Source organism: Micromonospora sp. NPDC005298, assembly GCF_040607375.1.
Classification (GTDB): domain Bacteria; phylum Actinomycetota; class Actinomycetes; order Mycobacteriales; family Micromonosporaceae; genus Micromonospora.
The window spans coordinates 24,364-43,322 of sequence record NZ_JBEXGP010000018.1; the positions used below are offsets into that span (position 1 = coordinate 24,364).

The window sequence follows — 18,959 nt, forward strand, 5'->3', positions numbered from 1 at the left end:
GTCATGGCGCCGCCCGCCCGCAGCCGGAAAAGTGATCACTGCCGGGAGTCGTCCACTCGCGGCGCGCAGGCCATGGTCTACCAAAGGGGTCAGTCGGGTGTTCAACCGTATCGCCATCGTCAACCGAGGTGAGGCCGCCATGCGGCTCATCCACGCGGTCCGCGAGCTGGCTGCGGAGACCGGCGTGCCGCTGGAAACCGTCGCCCTCTACACCGACGTCGACCGCACCGCCACCTTCGTCCGCGAGGCGGACATCGCCTACGACCTCGGTCCGGCGTCCGCCCGCCCGTACCTGAACCTCGCCACGCTGGAGCGCGCCCTGCTCGAGACCGGGTCCGACGCCGCGTGGGTCGGCTGGGGTTTCGTCGCCGAGGACCCGGCGTTCGCCGAGCTGTGCGAGAAGATCGGCGTCACCTTCGTCGGGCCGAGCCCGGAGGCGATGCGCCAACTCGGCGACAAGATCGGCTCGAAGCTCATCGCCGAGAAGGTCGGCGTGCCCGTCGCCCCCTGGAGTCGCGGTGCCGTCGAGACGCTCGACGCCGCACGGGCCGCGGCGGCCGAGATCGGCTACCCGCTGATGCTCAAGGCCACCGCCGGCGGCGGCGGGCGCGGCATCCGCGTGATCACCAGCGAGGCCGACCTCACCGACGCGTACGAGCGCACCAGCCAGGAGGCGGCGCGGGCCTTCGGCAGCGGCGTCGTCTTCCTGGAGCGGCTGGTGACCGGCGCGCGGCACGTCGAGGTCCAGGTGATCGCCGACGGGCAGGGCACCGCGTGGGCGCTCGGCGTCCGGGACTGCTCGGTGCAGCGCCGCAACCAGAAGGTCATCGAGGAGTCCGCGTCGCCGGTGCTGGACCGGGCGCAGGCGGCCGAGCTGAAGGCGTCGGCCGAGCGGCTCGCCGTGGCGGTCGGGTACCGGGGCGCGGCCACCGTCGAGTTCCTGTACCACCCCGGCGACCGGCTGTTCGCGTTCCTCGAGGTCAACACCCGCCTCCAGGTCGAGCACCCGATCACCGAGCTGACCACCGGCTTCGACCTGGTCAAGGCCCAGCTGCACGTCGCCGGCGGCGGGCGCCTGGACGGCGCTCCCCCGGCCGAGCGCGGCCACGCCATCGAGGCCCGGCTCAACGCCGAGGACCCCGACCGCGACTTCGCGCCGTCCCCCGGCCGCATCGCCCGGCTCGACCTGCCCAGCGGCCCCGGCATCCGGGTCGACACCGGGGTCAGCGAGGGCGACACCATCCCCGCCGACTTCGACTCCATGATCGCGAAGATCATCGCGTACGGACGGGACCGCGACGAGGCGCTGGGCCGGCTGCGCCGGGCCATGGCGAACACCACGGTCATCATCGACGGCGGGGCCACGAACAAGAGCTTCGTGCTCGACCTGCTCGACCAGCCCGAGGTGATCGACGCCAGCGCCGACACCGGCTGGATCGACCGGGTCCGCGGCGAGGGCCGCCTCGTCGCGCACCGGCACAGCGCGGTCGCCCTGGCCGCCGCCGCCATCGAGGCGTACGAGGAGGAGGAGCGCGTCGAGTGCCAGCGGCTGCTGTCGACGGCGTCCGGTGGACGCCCGCAGGTGCAGCACGCCAGCGGTCGACCGCTCGACCTCAAGCTGCGCGGCGTCGACTACCGCACCCGGGTGGCACGGGTCGGCCCGCACCGGTTCCGCGTCGGCATCGAGTCCGGTGGCGTGGTACGCACCGCCGACGTCGAACTGGACCGCTTCGACAGGCACACCGGTCAGATCGTCGTCAACGGCATCCGGTACCGCCTGCTCACCGCCACGCACGGGCCGACGCACCTGGTCGAGGTGGACGGTGTCACGCACCGGGTGAGCCGCGACGAGGGCGGCGTCCTGCGCTCCCCCATGCCGGCCCTCGTCGTCGCCACGCCGCTGGAGATCGGCGACGAGGTCGAGGCGGGCGCGCCGGTGCTCGTGCTGGAGGCCATGAAGATGGAGACGGTGCTGCGGGCGCCGTTCCGGGCACGGCTCAGGGAGTGCGCCGTCTCCGTGGGCAGCCAGGTGGAGGCGGGTGCGCCGCTGCTGCGCCTGGAGCCCCTGGCCGACGACGGCGACGACACCGCCGACGCCACGGCCACCGCGTCGGTCGAACTGGACCTGCCCACCTCCGCCGAGGAACTGTCGGCGGACGCGCGCAGCCGGCGCGGCCAGGAGGACCTGCGCGGCCTGCTGCTCGGCTTCGACGTCGACCCGCACGACGACCGCCGGGTGCTCGACGACTACCTCACCGCCCGCCGTGCGGCCACCGAGGACGGCCACCGCCCCCTGGCCGCCGAACTCGACCTCCTCACCGTGTTCGCCGACCTGACCGAGCTGAGCCGCAACCGGCCCACCGGCGAGGACGGCGGCGCGCACGTGCACAGCGCCCGCGAGTACTTCCACACCTACCTGCAGAGCCTCGACGTCGAACGCGCGGGCCTGCCGGACGCCTTCCAGGGCCGGCTCGGCAAGGCGCTCGGCCACTACGGCGTCACCGACCTCGACCGCAGCCCCGACCTCGAAGCCGCCGTGTTCCGGATCTTCCTGGCCCAGCAGCGCGCGTCCGCCGACGCCACGGTCGTCGCGGCCCTGCTGCGCGCCTGGCTGCGGGAGACCCCGCCGGACGAGACGCTGCGCGAACCCGCAGGCCTCGCCCTGGAACGGCTGATCGCCGCCACGCAGGTGCGCTTCCCGGTCGTCGCCGACCTCGCCCGGGGCGTGGTGTTCGCCTGGTTCGCCCAGCCGCTGCTGCGCCGCAACCGCGCCCGCGTCTACGCCGAGGTCCGTGGACACCTGCGGCACCTGGACGCCCACCCGGACTCGCCGGACCGCGCCGAACGCGTCGCGGCGATGGTCCGCAGCACCGAACCGTTGGTCCGGCTGCTCGGCCAGCGCCTCGTCCGCGACCACCTCGACAACACGGTCATGCTGGAGGTGCTCACCCGGCGGTACTACGGCAACAAGGCGCTCACCAGCGTCCGCACCCGCACGGTCGCGGACTGCTCGTTCGTGGTCGCCGAACGCGCCGACTCCAGCGTGGTCTCCGCCGCGGTGAGCTTCGACGCGTTGGACCGCGCCCTTCGTGGCCTCGCCGACCTGGCCACCGGCGAGGACTCCGTCGACGCCGACATCTACCTCGGCTGGGAGAACCAGCCGGAGGACTTCGACGCGATGGCCGCCGCGCTGCTCGCCGTCATCACCGCGCACCCGCTGCCCCCGCAGGTACGCCGCCTCACCGCCACCGTCGCCGGTCGGGGTGGGGCCGTCATGCACCACCACTTCACGTTCCGCCCGTCCGGCACCGCCATGGCCGAGGACCGGCTCATCCGCGGCCTGCACCCGTACATCGCCGAGCGGATGCAGCTGGAGCGGCTGCACAGGTTCGACCTGACCCGGCTGCCGTCGTCGGACGAGGAGGTCTACCTCTTCCAGTGCGTGGCACGGGAGAACCCGGCCGACGAACGCCTCGTCGCGTTCGCCCAGGTACGGGACCTGACCGAGCTGCGCGAGCAGGACGGCCGACTGGTGGCGCTGCCGACCACCGAGGACGCCATCGCGGCCTGCCTCGACTCGATCCGCCGCGCCCAGTCGCGCCGGCCGTCGAAGACGCGGTTCAACACCAACCGGATCGTGGTCTACGTCTGGCCGCCCAGCGAGCTGACCCGCGAGGAGATGGAGATGATCGCCGGGCGGGTGCGCCCGACGACCGTGGGCGCCGGGCTGGAGGAGATCCTCTTCATCGCCCGTCAGCGTGACCGCCGGACCGGCGAGCTGACCAAGATCGCCGTACGGATCTCCTTCGACGCCGCCGGCGGCGCGGAGCTGGCCGTCGGCGAACCGCCGGTGGAGCCGGTCGAACCGCTCGACGAGTACCGGCTGAAGGTGCTGCGGGCGAGCAGCCGCAACACGGTGTACCCGTACGAGCTGACCGGCCGGCTCGGCGACTTCGTCGAACACGACCTCGACGACGCGCACGTGCTGGTGCCGGTGGACCGGCCCAAGGGACGCAACCGCGCCGCGATCGTCGCCGGTGTCGTCACCACGCCGACCGAGCGGTACCCGCAGGGCGTCACCCGGGTGGTGCTGCTCGGCGACCCGACGAAGTCGCTCGGCGCCCTGTCCGAGCCGGAGTGCCGCCGGGTGATCGCCGCCCTGGACCTCGCCGAGCGGATGCGGGTGCCCCTGGAGTGGTGGGCGCTGTCCGCCGGCGCCCGGATCTCGATGACCTCCGGCACCGAGAACATGGACTGGGTGGCCGCCGCGCTCAAGCGGATCGTCGAGTTCACCCAGGCCGGCGGTGAGATCAACATCGTGGTCGCGGGGATCAACGTCGGCGCCCAGCCGTACTGGAACGCCGAGGCGACGATGCTGATGCACACCAAGGGCGTGCTGGTGATGACACCGGACTCGGCGATGGTGCTCACCGGCAAGCAGTCGCTCGACTTCTCCGGTGGCGTCTCCGCCGAGGACAACTTCGGCATCGGCGGCTACGACCGGGTGATGGGACCGAACGGGCAGGCGCAGTACTGGGCGCCGAACCTGACCGCCGCCCGGGACGTGCTGATGGCGCACTACGACCACACGTACGTCGCGCCCGGCGAGGACGCCCCACGGCGCGCGACCACCACCGACCCGGTCGACCGCGACATCTCCGCCTTCCCGCACGACGTGGCCGGCAGTGCCTTCGCCACCGTCGGCGAGATCTTCTCCGCCGAGGCCAACCCCGACCGCAAGAAGCCCTTCGACATCCGTACGGTGATGCGCGCCCTCGCCGACCAGGACCACCCGGTGCTGGAACGCTGGGCGGGCATGGCCGACGCGGACACCGCCGTCGTACAGGACGTCCACCTGGGTGGCATCCCGGTCTGCCTGCTCGGCATCGAGTCGCGCTCGGTGCCCCGGCACGGCTTCCCACCCACCGACGGCCCGGACACCTACACCGCCGGCACGCTGTTCCCCCGATCGTCGAAGAAGGCCGCCCGGGCCATCAACGCGGCGAGCGGCAACCGTCCCCTCGTCGTGCTGGCGAACCTGTCCGGCTTCGACGGCTCACCGGAGTCGATGCGCAAGCTCCAGTTGGAGTACGGCGCCGAGATCGGCCGGGCGATCGTGAACTTCCGTGGACCCATCGTCTTCTGCGTGATCTCGCGCTACCACGGTGGAGCGTTCGTGGTGTTCTCCAAGGCGCTGAACCCGAACATGACGGTGCTGGCGTTGGAGGGCTCGTTCGCCTCGGTGCTCGGTGGCGCCCCCGCCGCCGCCGTGGTGTTCGCCGCCGACGTCAACGCCCGTACGGCGGCCGACCCCCGGGTACGCGACCTGGAGGCGCGCGTCGCCGCCACGTCCGGAACCGAACGCGCCGCGCTGACCGCCGAACTCGACGAGCTGCGCTCGTCGGTGCGCGCGGAGAAGCTCGGCGAGGTGGCCACGGAGTTCGACCGGGTGCACAACATCCAGCGGGCCGTCGAGGTCGGCTCGGTGGACGCCGTCATCCGCGCCGCCGAACTGCGTCCGCGCATCATCGAGGCCATCGAGACCCGCCTGGGATAGCGCACGTACCCGACCCGCCGGCGGTCAGCCGCATCGGGCTGACCGCCGGCGGGGTCGTCGCTCAACCGGTTCGCTGCCCGCCGGTGCCGGGCCTGTCGGCCTGCCAGGCCGCCACGAGATCCTCGCGGGCCCGGGCGACCCGGGAGCGGATCGTGCCGACCGGGCACCGGCACACGTCCGCCCGGCGTGACCCTGCTGGCCTTCCTGGCCCTCGACCTCGTCAGCGGGGTGTGGCGGACCCGCCGAGCGAGGGCCACGGCCGGATGACACGCGCACGTGCCCTCCGGCCGTTCAGCCCGCGACGGGCTGGTCCCGCACGGTGCTCGCGCGTCCTCTCGGGACCACCGGGTCGGGCATGCTCCAGGAACGCCACAGCTGGCTGTACCCGCCCCCGGCTTCCAGCAGCTCGGTGTGCGTACCCTGCTCGGCGATCCGCCCGTGGTCCAGGACGACGATGCGGTCCGCGGTGGCCGCCTGACTGAGACGGTGGGCGACGACCACTGTGGTACGGCCCTCGGTGGCCGCCACGGCGGCGCGGTCGAGGTCGCGCGCGCCCGCGCTGCCCGCCTCCGCGGTGGCCTCGTCGAGGACCGCGACGGCGGGGTCGGCGAGGACGAGACGGGCCAGCGCGAGCTGCTGGGCCCGCGCCGGGGTGAGCTGCCGACCCCCCTCCCCCACGGCCGTGGCGAGACCGTCGGGCAGGGTACGCAGCCAGTCGGTGGCGCCGACGAGGTCGAGGGCGGCGGTCAGCTCGGCGTCGGTGGCGTCCGGGTCGGCCAGGCGCAGGTCGTCGCCGAGCGGGCCGGCGAAGACGTGCACCTCCTGGCTGATCAGGGCGATCTCGCGGCGCAGGCGGTGCTCGCCGAGGTGCGTCAGTGGCACGCCGCGCAGGCGCACCGCACCCTGGCTGGGCGCGATGATGCCGGCGATGATGCCGGCGAGGGTGCTCTTGCCCGCTCCGCTCGCGCCGACGAGCGCCACACGCTCCCCCGGTGCGAGACGCAGGGTGATGTCCCGCAGGACGACGGGACCGTCGTCATAGCGGTGCTGCGCGACGGTCACCTCCAGCGCCGCCGGTTCGGAGCGCTCCTGTCGACCGGGCTCGGAGGTGACGGGTGACGCGGTGTCGGGCAGTGTGGTGACGCCGACGAGCCGGGCCAGGCTCGCTCCGGCCTGCAGCACCGAGTCCGATTCGAACAGCAACAGGCCGATGGGGTTGAAGAGGCGGTGGAAGTAGAGCGCGGCGGTGGTGGCCGCGCCCACTGTGACGAGGTCGTCGCGTACCAGCAGGAAGCCGGCGAGCAGCACGGCGGCGAGCCCCACGAACTCGGACCGGTTGATGCGCAGCCCGAACCGGGTGAACAGACCGAAGATCTCCAGCGACAGGTCGCGGGCCACCGCCGAGCGGTCCGCGATCCGGGTGACGTGGACGTCCTCCATCCGGTAGGCGCGAACGGTCGCCGAGCCGCGCAGCGCCTCGGCGGTCGCCTGCGTACGCTCGCCCGTCGCCACCCGTTCACGCGCGTAGTACGGGACCGACCGCTTGAGGTACCAGCGCAGCGCCAGCGCGTACGCCGGCACGGCGACCAGCCCGGCGATGCCGAGCCGCCAGTCGAGGGCGAAGAGCCCCGCCGCGGTCAACACGATCGTCAGCAGCGCGCCGAGGAAGGCGGGGCCGCTGGTGGCGATCACGTTCGTCACCACGGCCACGTCGTCGCCGGCCCGTGCCACCAGGTCTCCGGTCCCGGCCCGCTCCAGGGTGGCCGACGGCAGGTGCAGCGCGCGGTCGAGGACCCGCTCCCGGAGCCGGGCCAGCACGGTCTCTCCCAGTCGTGCGGCGATGGCGGCGCCGACCGCCGTGAGGAGTCCGGCGAGGACCGCCGCGCCCGCGATCACGCCCGCCCAGGCCACGACCTGTCGCGTGTCGGACCCGGCGATGACGTCGTCGACGAGGCGGCCGAGCACCCACGGTGCCACGAGTCCGGTCGCGGCCGCGGCGACGAGCAACGTGCCGGCGAGGACGCTGAGCCCCGGCAGGCGCGCCAGCTCGGTGCGCAGGGCGACCCACGTCTGCCGGCCGGTGGCCGTCGGCAGCAGGTGCCGGGACTCGACACCGGTCACGATGGAGTGGTCGGTCATCGCAGGATCTCCTCCCGGTAGCGGGCGTCGCTGGCGAGCAACTGCTCGTGCGGCCCCTCGGCGACGACCCGCCCGCCGTCGAGCACGGCCACCCGGTGAGTGACCCGCAGCAGGGTCGGGCTGGTGGTGATGAGCACCGTGCCACGGCCTCCCGCGCCGCGAGCGGAGGCCAGACCCTCGGCGAGCAGCCCTTCGGTCACCGCGTCGATCGCCGTGGTGGGGTTGTGCAGCACCAGCACCGGCGGGTCGGCGACGAGTGCCCTGGCCAGCCCGATGCGCTGCCGCTGCCCGCCGGACAGGTTCGCCCCCCGCTCGGTGAGGACGCGGTCGAATCCGTGCGGGTGCGCGGCGAGCACGTCCTCGGCCGCGGCCGCGCGGACGGCCGCGCGCAGGACGGTGTCGTCGAGGTGGGCGCCGGCGCTGAGGTTGTCCCGCAGGGTCCCTTCGAACAGCGCCACGTCGTGCTGCTCGACCAGGACGGTGGCGCGTACGGCGTCGATGTGCAGCTCGTCGACGGGTACGCCGTCGATGTGCAGCGTTCCCCGGTAGTCCTGGCGCGGGACCCGTCCCGCCAGCAGCGTGACGAGCGCCTCGGCGTCGCCCGGATCGTAGGCGAGCACGCCCAGGATCTCACCGGCGCCGACGCGCAGGCTGACGTCGTCGAGACCGGAGTAACGGACCGAGTCGAGGGCGAGGCGGGACGACGCCGGTGCGGACGGGCCCGCGCCGCCGGGCCGGTCGACGGGTGCGGCGCCGACGACCCGGGCGACCCGGCCCGCGGAGGCGCGGGCCATGGCGAACAGCTGGACGCAGTACCCGAGCGTCTGCACCGGCTCCGCGATGAACTGGGCCAGCCCGACGACGGCGACGAGTTCACCGATGGTGAGTCGGCCCTGTAGTGCGAGCCAGCCCGCCACGCCGGCGACCGTCGCGAGAAAGAGGCCGTTGACCATCGTGGTGAGCCCCAGGTGCAGGCCCTTGGTGGTGGCGGCGCGCAGGGTGACGTCGAGGGCGTGGCGGCTGGCGCCGGCGTACCGGCGGGCGGCGTGGTCCTGGGCGCCGATGCCGCGCAGCACACGCAGGCCGGTGACGAGGTCGACGGCGAGCGCGGTCGTGGCCGCGAGGGCCTCCTGTTGGGACGTGCTGCGCCGGGTGAGCAGCGGTGCCATCCGTTGCAGGGCGACGACCAGCAGCGGCACGCCGATGAGCACCCCGAGGCCGAGCGGGATGTCGACGACGACCAGCGCGACGGCCGCGACCACGATGGCGGTGAGCGCCGCCGAGGCGAGTCCCGCGACCCGCACGACGAGTGCGGACAGCTCGGCGTCGGAGGCGGTGACGGACAGCAGCTCTCCGTCGCGCATGCCCGAGCGGTGCCCGTGCGGGTCGAGCGCGCTCCGGGCGATCTCGACCCGGATGGCGTGCGCCTCGTGTTCGACAGCGGCGTACGCCATCCGGGCGCCGGTCCGGTAGGCGAAGGCGAGAACGGTGAACAGTGCGGCGAGGCCGCCGAGCGACAGCGCCAGCGCGCGACCGTCTCCGGTGGCGACCGCACGGTCGATGACCACGCCGATGGCGACCGGGATGAGGGCCTCGGCGGCCTGGTGGGTGCAGAGCAGCGCGATGCCGAGAACCACACGTCCACGCTGTCGGCGCAGCGCTCGACGCAGCACCGCCGCGCCGCTGACTCCCGGGACAGCCGTCACCGGCGTCACGACCGGGCGACCCGGGCGAGCGCGTCGTCCGGCCGGTCGGTGGCCGGGACGACGTGGTGGCGGCCGATCGGCAGCATCAACGGCTTGCCCGACGTGGGATCGGTGACGACCTTGCTGTCCAGGCCGAAGACGGCGCGTACGCATTCCTGGGTCAGGACCTGCGCCGGCTCACCGGCGGAGTGCAGCCGCCCGCCCGCCAGGGCGATGAGGTGGTCCGCGTACCGGGCGGCGAGGTTGAGGTCGTGCAGCACCATCACGATCGTCGTCCCGCGCGTGAGGTTGAGGTCGGTGAGCAGGTCCAGGACCTCGACCTGGTGACTGACGTCGAGGAAGGTCGTCGGCTCGTCGAGCAGCAGCAGATCTGTCTGCTGGGCCAGGGCCATCGCGATCCACACCCGCTGCCGCTGGCCGCCGGAGAGTTCGTCGACCGAGCGGTCGGCGAGGTCCGCCGTCCGTGTCGCGTCCAGGGCGGCCGCCACCGCGGCGTCGTCCTCCCTGCTCCAGCGCGAGAGCGTCCGCTGGTGCGGGTTGCGCCCGCGCCCGACGAGGTCGGCCACGGTGATCCCCTCCGGCGCGGTCGGCGACTGGGGAAGCAGGCCGAGAGTGCGGGCCAGTTGCTTGGCCGGCAGCCGGTGCACCTGCTTGCCGTCGAGCAGGACGTGACCGGTGCGGGGCGCGAGGAGGCGCGACATCGACCGCAGCAGGGTCGACTTGCCGCACGCGTTCGCCCCGACGATCGCCGTGATCCTCCCGGGTGGCACGTCGAGGTCGAGCGAGGAGATGACAACCCGGTCGCGGTAGCCGAGGGTCAGGCCCTCGACCGCCAGCGTGTGGGTGGTGGTCACAGCGAGCCTCCCGCGCGGTTCGTCCGGATGAGCAGGTAGATGAGGTAGGGGGCACCGAGCACGCCGGTGACGACACCCACCGGGTAGCGGGTGTGGAAGGCGAACTGGCCGACGAAGTCCGCGATCAGCACCAGGAGCGCGCCGACCAGCGCGGACGGCAGCAGCAGTGAGCCGGACGGGCCGACGAGCCGGGCGGCGATCGGCCCGGACAGGAAGGCCACGAAGGCAATCGGCCCGGTCGCCGCGGTGGCGAAGGCGATCAGACCCACGGCCGCGATGATGACCAGGATCCGGGTACGTTCGAGGCGCACCCCGAGCGCCGCCGCCGTGTCGTCGCCGAGCCGCATCATGGACAGGTTGCGGCCCTGGCTCAGCAGCACCGGCACCAGCACGGCCACGGCGACGGCCACCGGACCGACCTGCTTCCAGGTGGAGCCGTTGAGGCTGCCGGTCAACCAGCGCAACGCCTCCTGCAGGTCCCACTCGGCAGCCTGGGTGAGCACGTACGCGGTGAGGCTGTCGAGCATGGCCGCCATGCCGATGCCGATCAGCACGAGGCGCGTACCGGCGACGCCGTCGGAGAACGACAGCAGGTAGATCGCCACCGCCACCGCCAGCCCGGCGACGATCGCGAAGGCGGACACCCCCGCCCCTCCGAGTTGCAGCGTCACGATCGCGAAGGCCGCCGCGGCACTCGCGCCGGAGCTGATGCCGATCATGTCGGGGCTGGCGAGCGGATTGCGCAGCATCGTCTGGAAGGTGACGCCCCCGAACCCGAAGCAGGCTCCGACCAGAACCGCGAGGACCGCCCGAGGCAGGCGCAGCGTGCCCACGGTGAACGACGCTCCGGGGACGTCCTGGCCGGAGATCACCGCCAGCACGTCAGCCGGCGGGTAGAACGTGCGTCCCGCCATCAACGAGACGGCGAACGCCACGACGACGAGAACGGCGAGAGCGGCGAGGACGGCACCGCGGCGGCGTGCCCGGCGGACCCGGCCGTTGGTGACGGCCGCAAGGGTCGTGGTGCTCACAACTCGCGAACCTTCTGCCGGCGGACGATGTAGATGAAGAAGGGGGCGCCGATCAGTGCCGTCACGATGCCGACGTCGATCTCCGCAGGGCGTGCCACCACCCGGCCGACGACGTCCGCGGCGGTCAGCAGCGCCGCGCCGATGAGCGCGGAGAACGGTAACAGCCACCGGTGGTCGAGCCCGACGAGGAGGCGGCACACGTGCGGGACCACCAGGCCGACGAACCCGATGGGTCCGGCGACCGCCGTGGCGGCGCCGCACAGCAGCACGGAACCGGCACCCGCGACGCCGCGCACGACGGCGACCCGCTCGCCGAGCCCTGCCGCGAGGTCGTCGCCGAGGGCCAGCGAGTTCAGGGCCCGGCCGGACAGGAGGCAGATCACGAGACCCACGGCGAGGAACGGCAGGGCCTGCCGGATGCTGTCGTAGGTGGCGCCACCGACTCCGCCGATCTGCCAGGAGCGGAAGTTGCCGGCGATGTCGTTGCGGGGCAGCACGAAGGCGCTGATCAACGACGCGAGCGCGGCGGACGTGGCAGCGCCCGCGAGCGCGAGCTTGAGCGGCGTCGCGCCTCCGCGTCCCAGCGACCCGACGGCGTACACGAAGACAGCCGCGAGGGCGGCACCGAGGATCGCCACCCACAGGTAGCTGGTCGGCGAGGAGAGGCCGAACAGGACCATTCCGGTGACCACCGCGAGCGACGCCCCCATGTTCACGCCCAGAATGCCGGGGTCCGCCAGCGGGTTGCGGGTCACGCCCTGCATCACCGCCCCGGCCAGGCCGAGCGCGGTGCCGACGAGCACGGCGAGCAGGGTCCGCGGGATCCGCTTGGTGACGGCGGCCTGTTCCATCGTGTCGTCGGCGCCTCGGAACGCGGCGACGATGTCGGACCACCCGACGTCGCGGGAACCGAGGGCGACCGACGCCACCATGAGCGCCAGGAGCACCGCGGCCACCACGAGGAACCACACCAGGCGTACCCGTGCCGGACGCCGCACCACGGCGGCGTCCGGCACGGTACGCGAGTCGAGCGCGGTCATGAGACCCGGTCAGCAGCCTTGGCGAGCATCGCGACGTAGTCGTCCAGCACGAACGGGAGGGCCAGCGGGGTCGGGTTCGCCGCGGTGCCCAGCGGGGTGGCACCGGAGAGCATGACGACCGAGCCGCGTTTGATCGCGGGGATCTTCGACAGCAGCGGGTCGGCCTGCGCGGCGGCGAGGAGCTTGTCGTCGCCGTACGCGACGATGACGTCCACGTCGTTGAAGACCTGGATCTGCTCGGCGCTCTGCTCGAGGCTGAACTTGTCGGTGCCGGCGGAGAGCGTGGCGATGCTGGCCGGCACCTTCAGGCCGAGGTCGGCGAAGAACTGGGCCCGGGTGTCGTGCGTCGTGTAGAAGCCGATCTTGCTCAGGTCGGTCGGGTCGACGTGCGTCATGAACATCGCCGACCTGCCTGCCAGCTGGGGGTGCTTCGCGGCGGTGTCGGTCATCCGCTTCTCGAAGTCGGCGATCAGCGCGTCGCCTTCCTTCGCGAGGCCGAGGGCCTGGCTCTCCAGCTTGATCGTGTCGCGCCACGCCGTGGCCCAGGGCGCCTGCGGATAGGCGACCACCGGAGCGATCTTGCTGAGGGTGTCGTACTCCTGCTGTGTCAGCCCGGAGTACGCGGCGAGGATGACGTCGGGCCGGGTGTCCGCGACCGCCTCGAAGTTGATGCCGTCGTTCTCGTCGAACAGCACAGGCCTGGTGCCGCCGAGCGCTGTGAGCTTCTCGGCGACCCAGGGCAGGATGCCGTCGTTGTCGTCGTCGCCGAAGTTGGCCTTGGCCATGCCCACGGGAACGATGCCGAGGGCCAACGGAACCTCGTGGTTCGCCCAGGCCACCGTCGCGACCCGCTTCGGCTTCTCCTTGATCGTCGTGGTGCCGAGCGCGTGCGTGATCGTGATCGGGAAGGCGGCGGCGGGGCTGCCGTCGGCGGCGTCCTCGGCCTTGGACGACCCGCCGCAGGCGGCGAGCGCCAACGTCGCGGCCAGGGCGACGACCCCGGTCAGGAAACGGTTAGCACGCATAGAACTGAACTCCATCGCTAAGTAAGGGAAGGCTAACCTAACATAGCGATATGAGTCGTTCTCATGGCCGGCCCAGGGGCATGTTCGCTGGCTGATGGCCTCCTTGGTTGACCGGTCCGGCAGGCGGATGCAGCGACTGCGCCTCAGCGCGCGGTGCCGCCCGGCCGGCGTGTGCCGCGGCCGGCCGGCCGGTGCCCGATGCGCGGAGCCCGTACCGCTGAAGGCCTGGCCGACTCCGGACGGACGTCCCGCGCCGCGCCGGCGACCATCTCGTCAGGATCGCTGGCGAGGGCCTGCCGGATGTGCGCCGGGACGACCTCGGACTTCGCCAGGGCCAGCCGGACCTGCGCGGAGCGGTCCTCCACCAGGCGTGCGAGATCCGCGTCGTCCAGCTCGACCGCGCCGACGAGGGCGACACGGACGTCGACCACCGGGTCCTGGGCGAGGGCGCTGCGCTGCTCGGCGGTGGTCCGCGGATTGCGGGCGAGCCCCTTACGGACACGGGCGGTGCGATCGGCGAGCAGCGCGGTGATCACCTCGGGGTCCCGGGTGTGGGTGGCGAGCCGTTCCCGCACCTCGGGTGAGACGTCCTCGATCAACCTGGCGGCCAGCTCGGGCTCCAACTCGCGCGACTCGGCGAGGAGGCCGCGAAGCTCCTTGTCCGCCGCCTCCGACATCACCCGGCGAACCGACTCGTCACACGCCGGGTTGCCGGCGACCGCCCAACGGACCCACCGGTCGGGGTCCTTCACGAGACGCAACAGGTTCCCGATCGACGCCGAGGGGTTTCTCGCCACCGCCTCCCGTACCCCGCGGTCGTGGTCCCGGGTCAGCGGGCGCAGCGCCTGGGCGGGAGCGTCGACCCGCGAGGCGACCGCCTTACGGACGACCGCCGACGGGTCGGACGCCAGGTCGAAAAGGGTCATCTGGGACGTTGCGGGATCCTGCGCGAGGGCGAGCCGCGCGTCGACGTCCCCCTCGACCGCACGCTCGTCGGTGGCCCCTGACCTGCTGTGACCGTCGGACCCGCCGACGTCCTGCTGCTTTGCCATGGACGCCATCATGTCACTGACCTGCTGGGGCGTCGCTCGCCACCGGCAGGCTGCCCCCCCGGCGGTCGTACAGTGGGGAAGGTCCTGGCCCCAGTGATCATGGCGGGTGTCACCTGCCCGCCGGAAGGAGCACAGTGAACCGTCCACTCCGGACCACGCTCGGCGTCGTCCTGAGCGCCGCCCTCCTGGCCACCGTCGCCGCCACCCCGGCGCAGGCCCACGGCGCGGGTCGACCGCCCGCCGTCATCGCGCTGCCCGACGGGTTCCAGCCCGAGGGCATCGCCACCGCCGGCCGGTACGCGTACTTCGGCTCCCGCGCCACCGGGGCCATCTACCGCGCCGACCTGCTGACCGGTCGGGGCGCGACGATCGGCGCGTCCACCGGCACCCCGTCGCTCGGCCTGAAGGTCGACCCGCGCGGTCGGCTGTTCGTCTCCGGCGGCACGGCCGGCGACGCCCGCGTACTCGACTCCCGCACCGGCGAGGTGCTGGCGCGCTACCAGTTCGCCACCGCCCCGACGTTCGTCAACGACGTCGTCCTGACCCGCGACGCGGCGTACTTCACCGACTCCAACCGGCCGGTGCTCTACCGGTTGCCGCTGGGCCGCGGTGGCGCGTTGCCACCCGCCGACGGGTTCACCACGATCACGCTGACCGGCGCGTACGAGCAGGTCGGCACCGGGGTCAACCTCAACGGCATCGTCACCACGCCGGACGGCCGGGCGTTGATCGTCGTGCAGTCGACCACCGGCACGCTGTTCCGGGTCGACCCGGCGACGGGCGCCACCACGGTCGTGGACGTGCCCGGCTACACCTTCACCAACGGCGACGGGCTGCTGCTGCTCGGCCGCACGCTGTACGTCGTGCAGAACCGCCTCAACCAGGTCGCGGTGGTCACCCTGAACCGCGCCGGCACCGCCGGAACGGTCACCGGCACCATCACCGACCCGAACTTCGACGTGCCCACCACCGTCGCCCTGGCACTGGGTCGGCTCTACCTGCCGAACGCCCGGTTCACCACGCCCCCGACCCCGACCACGCCGTACTCCGCCGTCGCGGTCCGTACCCGCTGATCGACCCGACGGGTACGCCCGACGCGGATGCCGACGAGCCCCGGCCGATCCTTCGCGGATCGGGCCGGGGCTCGCCGGTGTGCCTGTCAGACGAGGTCGAACCGGTCGTTCTCCATGACCTTGGTCCAGGCCTTGACGAAGTCGGCCACGAACTTCTCGCGCGCGTCCTGGCTGGCGTAGACCTCCGCCAGGGCCCGCAGCTGGGAGTTGGAGCCGAAGATGAGGTCGACCGCCGTGGCGGTCCACTTCACCTCGTCGGTGGCCAGGTCCCGGATCTCGTACACGTGCTCCTCGGACTTCGACGCGCTCCACCGGGTGCCCGGGGAGAGCAGGTTGGCGAAGAAGTCGTTGGTGAGCACACCGGGCCGGTCGGTGAGGACGCCGTGCGCGGCACCACCGACGTTGTTCCCGAGGGCGCGCAGGCCGCCCACGAGGACGGTCATCTCCGGCGCGGTCAGGTTGAGCATGAAGGCGCGGTCGATGAGCAGCACCTCCGGCTGGGTCTTCTCGCCCGGCCGCAGGTAGTTGCGGAACCCGTCCGCGCGGGGCTCCAGGACGCGGAACGAGTCGACGTCGGTCTGCTCCTGGGTGGCGTCGGTGCGGCCCGGCCGGAACGGCACGGTCACCTCGACGCCGGCGTCACGCGCCGCCTTCTCGACGGCGGCCGAACCGGCCAGCACGATCAGGTCGGCGAGCGAGATCCGCGCGCCGCCCGCCGCGTTGAACTCCCGCTGGATGCCCTCCAGGGTCTCCAGGACGGCAGCGAGCTGCTCGGGCTGGTTGACCTCCCAGTTGCGCTGCGGCTCCAGCCGGATCCGCGCCCCGTTCGCGCCACCGCGCTTGTCGGTGTGCCGGAAGCTCGCGGCGGACGCCCAGGCGGTGGAGACCAGCTGGGCGGTCGTGAGACCGGAGTCGAGGACCTTCGCCTTGAGGGCGGCGACGTCGGCGTCACCCACGAGCTCGTGGTCGACGGCCGGCACCGGGTCCTGCCACAGCTGCGGCTCGGCCACCCACGGGCCGAGGAAGCGCTCGATCGGGCCCATGTCGCGGTGCAGCAGCTTGTACCACGCCTTGGCGAAGGCCAACGCGAACTGGTCCGGGTTCTCCAGGAACCGGCGCGAGATCTTCTCGTACGCCGGGTCGAACCGCAGCGCCAGGTCGGTCGTGAGCATCGTCGGCCGGTGCTTCTTCGACGCGTCGAACGGGTCCGGGATGATCTCCGGGGCGTCCTTGGCGACCCACTGCTTCGCGCCGGCGGGGCTGGTGGTGAGCTCCCACTCGAAGCCGAAGAGGATCTCGAAGAAGCGGTTGCTCCACTGCGTCGGTACGTCGGTCCAGGTCACCTCGAGACCGCTGGTGATGGTGTCCCGGCCCTTGCCGCTGCCGTGGGTGCTGAGCCAGCCGAGGCCCTGCGCCTCCAGCGGGGCACCCTCGGGCTCCGGACCCACGTGGTTGTCGGCCGGGGCCGCGCCGTGGGTCTTGCCGAAGGTGTGTCCGCCGGCGATCAGCGCGACGGTCTCCTCGTCGTTCATCGCCATCCGGCCGAAGGTCTCCCGGATGAAGTACGCCGCCGCCCGCGGGTCGGCGTTGCCGTTCGGGCCCTCCGGGTTGACGTAGATGAGGCCCATCTCGGTCGCGCCGACCTCGGGCGCCATCTCGGAGTCGCCGACGTAGCGCTCGTCACCCAGCCAGGTGTCCTCCGGGCCCCAGAAGATCTCCTCGGGCTCCCAGACGTCCTCCCGACCGAAGGCGAAGCCGAACGTCTTGAAGCCCATCGACTCCAGGGACACGTTGCCGGCGAGCACGAGCAGGTCGGCCCAGGAGACCTTCTGGCCGTACTTCTGCTTGACCGGCCACAGCAGGCGGCGGGCCTTGTCCAGGTTGGCGTTGTCGGGCCAGCTGTTCAGCGGCGCGAACCGCTGCGCGCCGTCGCCGGCGCCGCCCCGGCCGTCGTGGATGCGGTACGTGCCGGCGGAGTGCCAGCTCATCCGGATCATGAGGCCGCCGTAGTGGCCGAAGTCCGCCGGCCACCAGTCCTGCGAGGTGGTGAGGACCTCGGCGATGTCCCGCTTGAGGGCCTCGACGTCGAGCTTCGCGAACTCCTTCGCGTAGCTGAAGTCAGGCCCCAGCGGGTTGCCCTTGGCCGAGTTGGCGTGCAGCACCGACAGGTCGAGCTGGTTGGGCCACCAGTCCCGGTTGGTGCGCGGGCGACCGCCGGTCTTCGGGGTCGGCGAGTCGATCGCCGGGTTCTCGCTCTCGCTGCCGTGCGCGGTCACCGAGTCGTGTGCGACCGGGCAACCGGCCGCCTCCTTCTTGTCCACGCCCTGCGCGCTGGCCGGGGCCTGGTCCTGGGTGTCGCTCATGTACTTCCTTCCGAACTGGCGGATCGCTGGGCGGTGCGTTCGGTCGCGCAGTCGGGGCAGACGCCCCAAAAGACGACCTCCGCTTCGTCGACCACGAAGCCGTGGTCGTCGGAAGCGGTGAGACAGGGGGCGTCGCCGACGGCGCAGTCGATGTCGGCGATCACGCCGCAGGAGCGGCACACGATGTGGTGGTGGTTGTCGGCCACCCGCGCCTCGTAGCGGGCGGTGGCACCGGCGGGCTGGATGCGCCGCACCAGACCGGCGTCGGTGAGCGCCCGCAGGACGTCGTACACCGCCTGGTGCGAGACCGTGGGGTGGTCGGCACGGACCAGGCGCAACACGGTGTCGGTGTCGACGTGCGGATGGTCCCGCAGCGCGGCGAGCACCGCCAGCCGCGGCCGGGTCACGCGCAGCGAGACGGCACGTAGCTGCGCCTCGAAGCCGGACCTCATGTCCCGAACATAGCCCACTCTTTTGGAATGGATCAAATTTTGCCGGATCTCACGCCGGCCGTTTCGGGAGGATCGTGCCCGATCAGCCTCTCCTGCGCCGTACGACCCGCCGGACGGCCAGGAACGCCACGCCTCCGGCCAGCACCCACGGCGCCGCCACGATGACCGGGTCCAGCGGGTGATGCACCCGGTCGACCCGCTTGCCGCTCAGGCGCGAGGAGAGCCCGTGGTGGGTGACCTCGCTCCGGATGCCGGTCTCGGCGACCGGGTTGTCGGGGTGCCGGGTCAGCACCGACCGCAGGGTGCTCTCCACCGCGTCCACCCGGTCCGCCGCGAGCAGGAGCAGCCAGTGGGCCGCCCGGCCCTCGCTGTACGTCCGGTACGAGTAGCGGCGGATCACCCCGGAGAGCCCCCGGGGCGGGCAGGAGGTGCCGAAGACCGGGGTGAGGAACCGGTGCTCGATCGACCTCTCGCGCGGCCACTTCTCGGGCTGCCGCTCCGGGAACTCCCAGTGCGCGCCGTTGAGACCCGGGTCGAACTGCTCCCTGGGCACCGAGGGGCGGTCCCGGGGGTCGAGGTCGACTCCCCACCCGGGGATACGAGCGCGCAGCTCGTCGGTGGATTCGGCCAGCTTCGGCTTGTCCGGCGTGTAGGGCATCGCGGCGCT

12 protein-coding genes and 1 pseudogene are annotated in these 18,959 nt (G+C 72.6%); 2 read left to right on the forward strand and 11 right to left on the reverse strand.

Going from position 1 to position 18,959, the window contains the following annotated elements; genetic code table 11:
- The first annotated feature begins 97 nt into the window (after nucleotides 1-97).
- Nucleotides 98-5,557 (forward strand): carboxyl transferase domain-containing protein, encoded by a 5,460-nt coding sequence (locus ABZS77_RS22215; protein ID WP_354825831.1) that lies wholly within the window; start codon nucleotides 98-100, stop codon nucleotides 5,555-5,557.
- Nucleotides 5,558-5,618: 61 nt separating this feature from the next.
- On the opposite strand, the pseudogene ABZS77_RS22220 reads toward ABZS77_RS22215, so the two are convergent.
- The 8 genes and pseudogenes from ABZS77_RS22220 to ABZS77_RS22255 all read right to left on the reverse strand — a co-directional run.
- A pseudogene (locus ABZS77_RS22220) lies at nucleotides 5,619-5,738 on the reverse strand (RNA polymerase subunit sigma); the annotation flags it as partial.
- Between the two features lie 110 nt (nucleotides 5,739-5,848).
- Complete coding sequence (locus ABZS77_RS22225; protein WP_354825833.1) at nucleotides 5,849-7,696, reverse strand: ABC transporter ATP-binding protein; 1,848 nt, start codon at nucleotides 7,694-7,696, stop codon at nucleotides 5,849-5,851.
- The gene (locus ABZS77_RS22230; protein WP_354825836.1) at nucleotides 7,693-9,402 is read right to left on the reverse strand and encodes an ABC transporter ATP-binding protein; all 1,710 of its coding nucleotides are present in this window, start codon (nucleotides 9,400-9,402) and stop codon (nucleotides 7,693-7,695) included. Before ABZS77_RS22230 ends, ABZS77_RS22225 begins: the two co-directional genes overlap by 4 nt.
- 5 nt (nucleotides 9,403-9,407) lie before the next feature.
- Nucleotides 9,408-10,256, reverse strand: a complete 849-nt coding sequence (locus ABZS77_RS22235) for an ABC transporter ATP-binding protein (protein ID WP_354825839.1) — start codon at nucleotides 10,254-10,256, stop codon at nucleotides 9,408-9,410.
- Nucleotides 10,253-11,287, reverse strand: coding sequence for an iron chelate uptake ABC transporter family permease subunit (locus tag ABZS77_RS22240; RefSeq protein WP_354825842.1), 1,035 nt, complete (start codon nucleotides 11,285-11,287; stop codon nucleotides 10,253-10,255). The genes ABZS77_RS22235 and ABZS77_RS22240 overlap by 4 nt, the downstream gene beginning before the upstream one ends.
- Entirely contained in the window at nucleotides 11,284-12,327 is a 1,044-nt protein-coding gene (locus ABZS77_RS22245) for an iron ABC transporter permease (protein ID WP_354825845.1), read from the reverse strand. The genes ABZS77_RS22240 and ABZS77_RS22245 overlap by 4 nt, the downstream gene beginning before the upstream one ends.
- Nucleotides 12,324-13,352 (reverse strand): iron-siderophore ABC transporter substrate-binding protein, encoded by a 1,029-nt coding sequence (locus ABZS77_RS22250; protein WP_354825847.1) that lies wholly within the window; start codon nucleotides 13,350-13,352, stop codon nucleotides 12,324-12,326. Before ABZS77_RS22250 ends, ABZS77_RS22245 begins: the two co-directional genes overlap by 4 nt.
- A gap of 143 nt (nucleotides 13,353-13,495) precedes the next feature.
- A complete protein-coding gene (locus ABZS77_RS22255; RefSeq protein ID WP_354825850.1) occupies nucleotides 13,496-14,404 on the reverse strand; it encodes a hypothetical protein in 909 nt (302 codons plus the stop codon).
- Nucleotides 14,405-14,538: 134 nt separating this feature from the next.
- Between ABZS77_RS22255 and ABZS77_RS22260 the strand changes: the two genes are divergently transcribed.
- The gene (locus ABZS77_RS22260; RefSeq protein ID WP_354825852.1) at nucleotides 14,539-15,477 is read left to right on the forward strand and encodes a superoxide dismutase; all 939 of its coding nucleotides are present in this window, start codon (nucleotides 14,539-14,541) and stop codon (nucleotides 15,475-15,477) included.
- Between the two features lie 86 nt (nucleotides 15,478-15,563).
- Here the strand turns inward: ABZS77_RS22260 and katG are convergent, their stop codons facing one another.
- The 3 genes from katG to ABZS77_RS22275 form a co-directional block, all read right to left on the reverse strand.
- A complete protein-coding gene (katG, locus tag ABZS77_RS22265; protein ID WP_354825855.1) occupies nucleotides 15,564-17,840 on the reverse strand; it encodes a catalase/peroxidase HPI in 2,277 nt (758 codons plus the stop codon).
- Complete coding sequence (locus tag ABZS77_RS22270) at nucleotides 17,837-18,292, reverse strand: Fur family transcriptional regulator (protein ID WP_354825858.1); 456 nt, start codon at nucleotides 18,290-18,292, stop codon at nucleotides 17,837-17,839. Before ABZS77_RS22270 ends, katG begins: the two co-directional genes overlap by 4 nt.
- 82 nt (nucleotides 18,293-18,374) lie before the next feature.
- Nucleotides 18,375-18,950, reverse strand: coding sequence for a hypothetical protein (locus ABZS77_RS22275; protein ID WP_354825861.1), 576 nt, complete (start codon nucleotides 18,948-18,950; stop codon nucleotides 18,375-18,377).
- Between the last annotated feature and the right edge of the window lie 9 nt (nucleotides 18,951-18,959).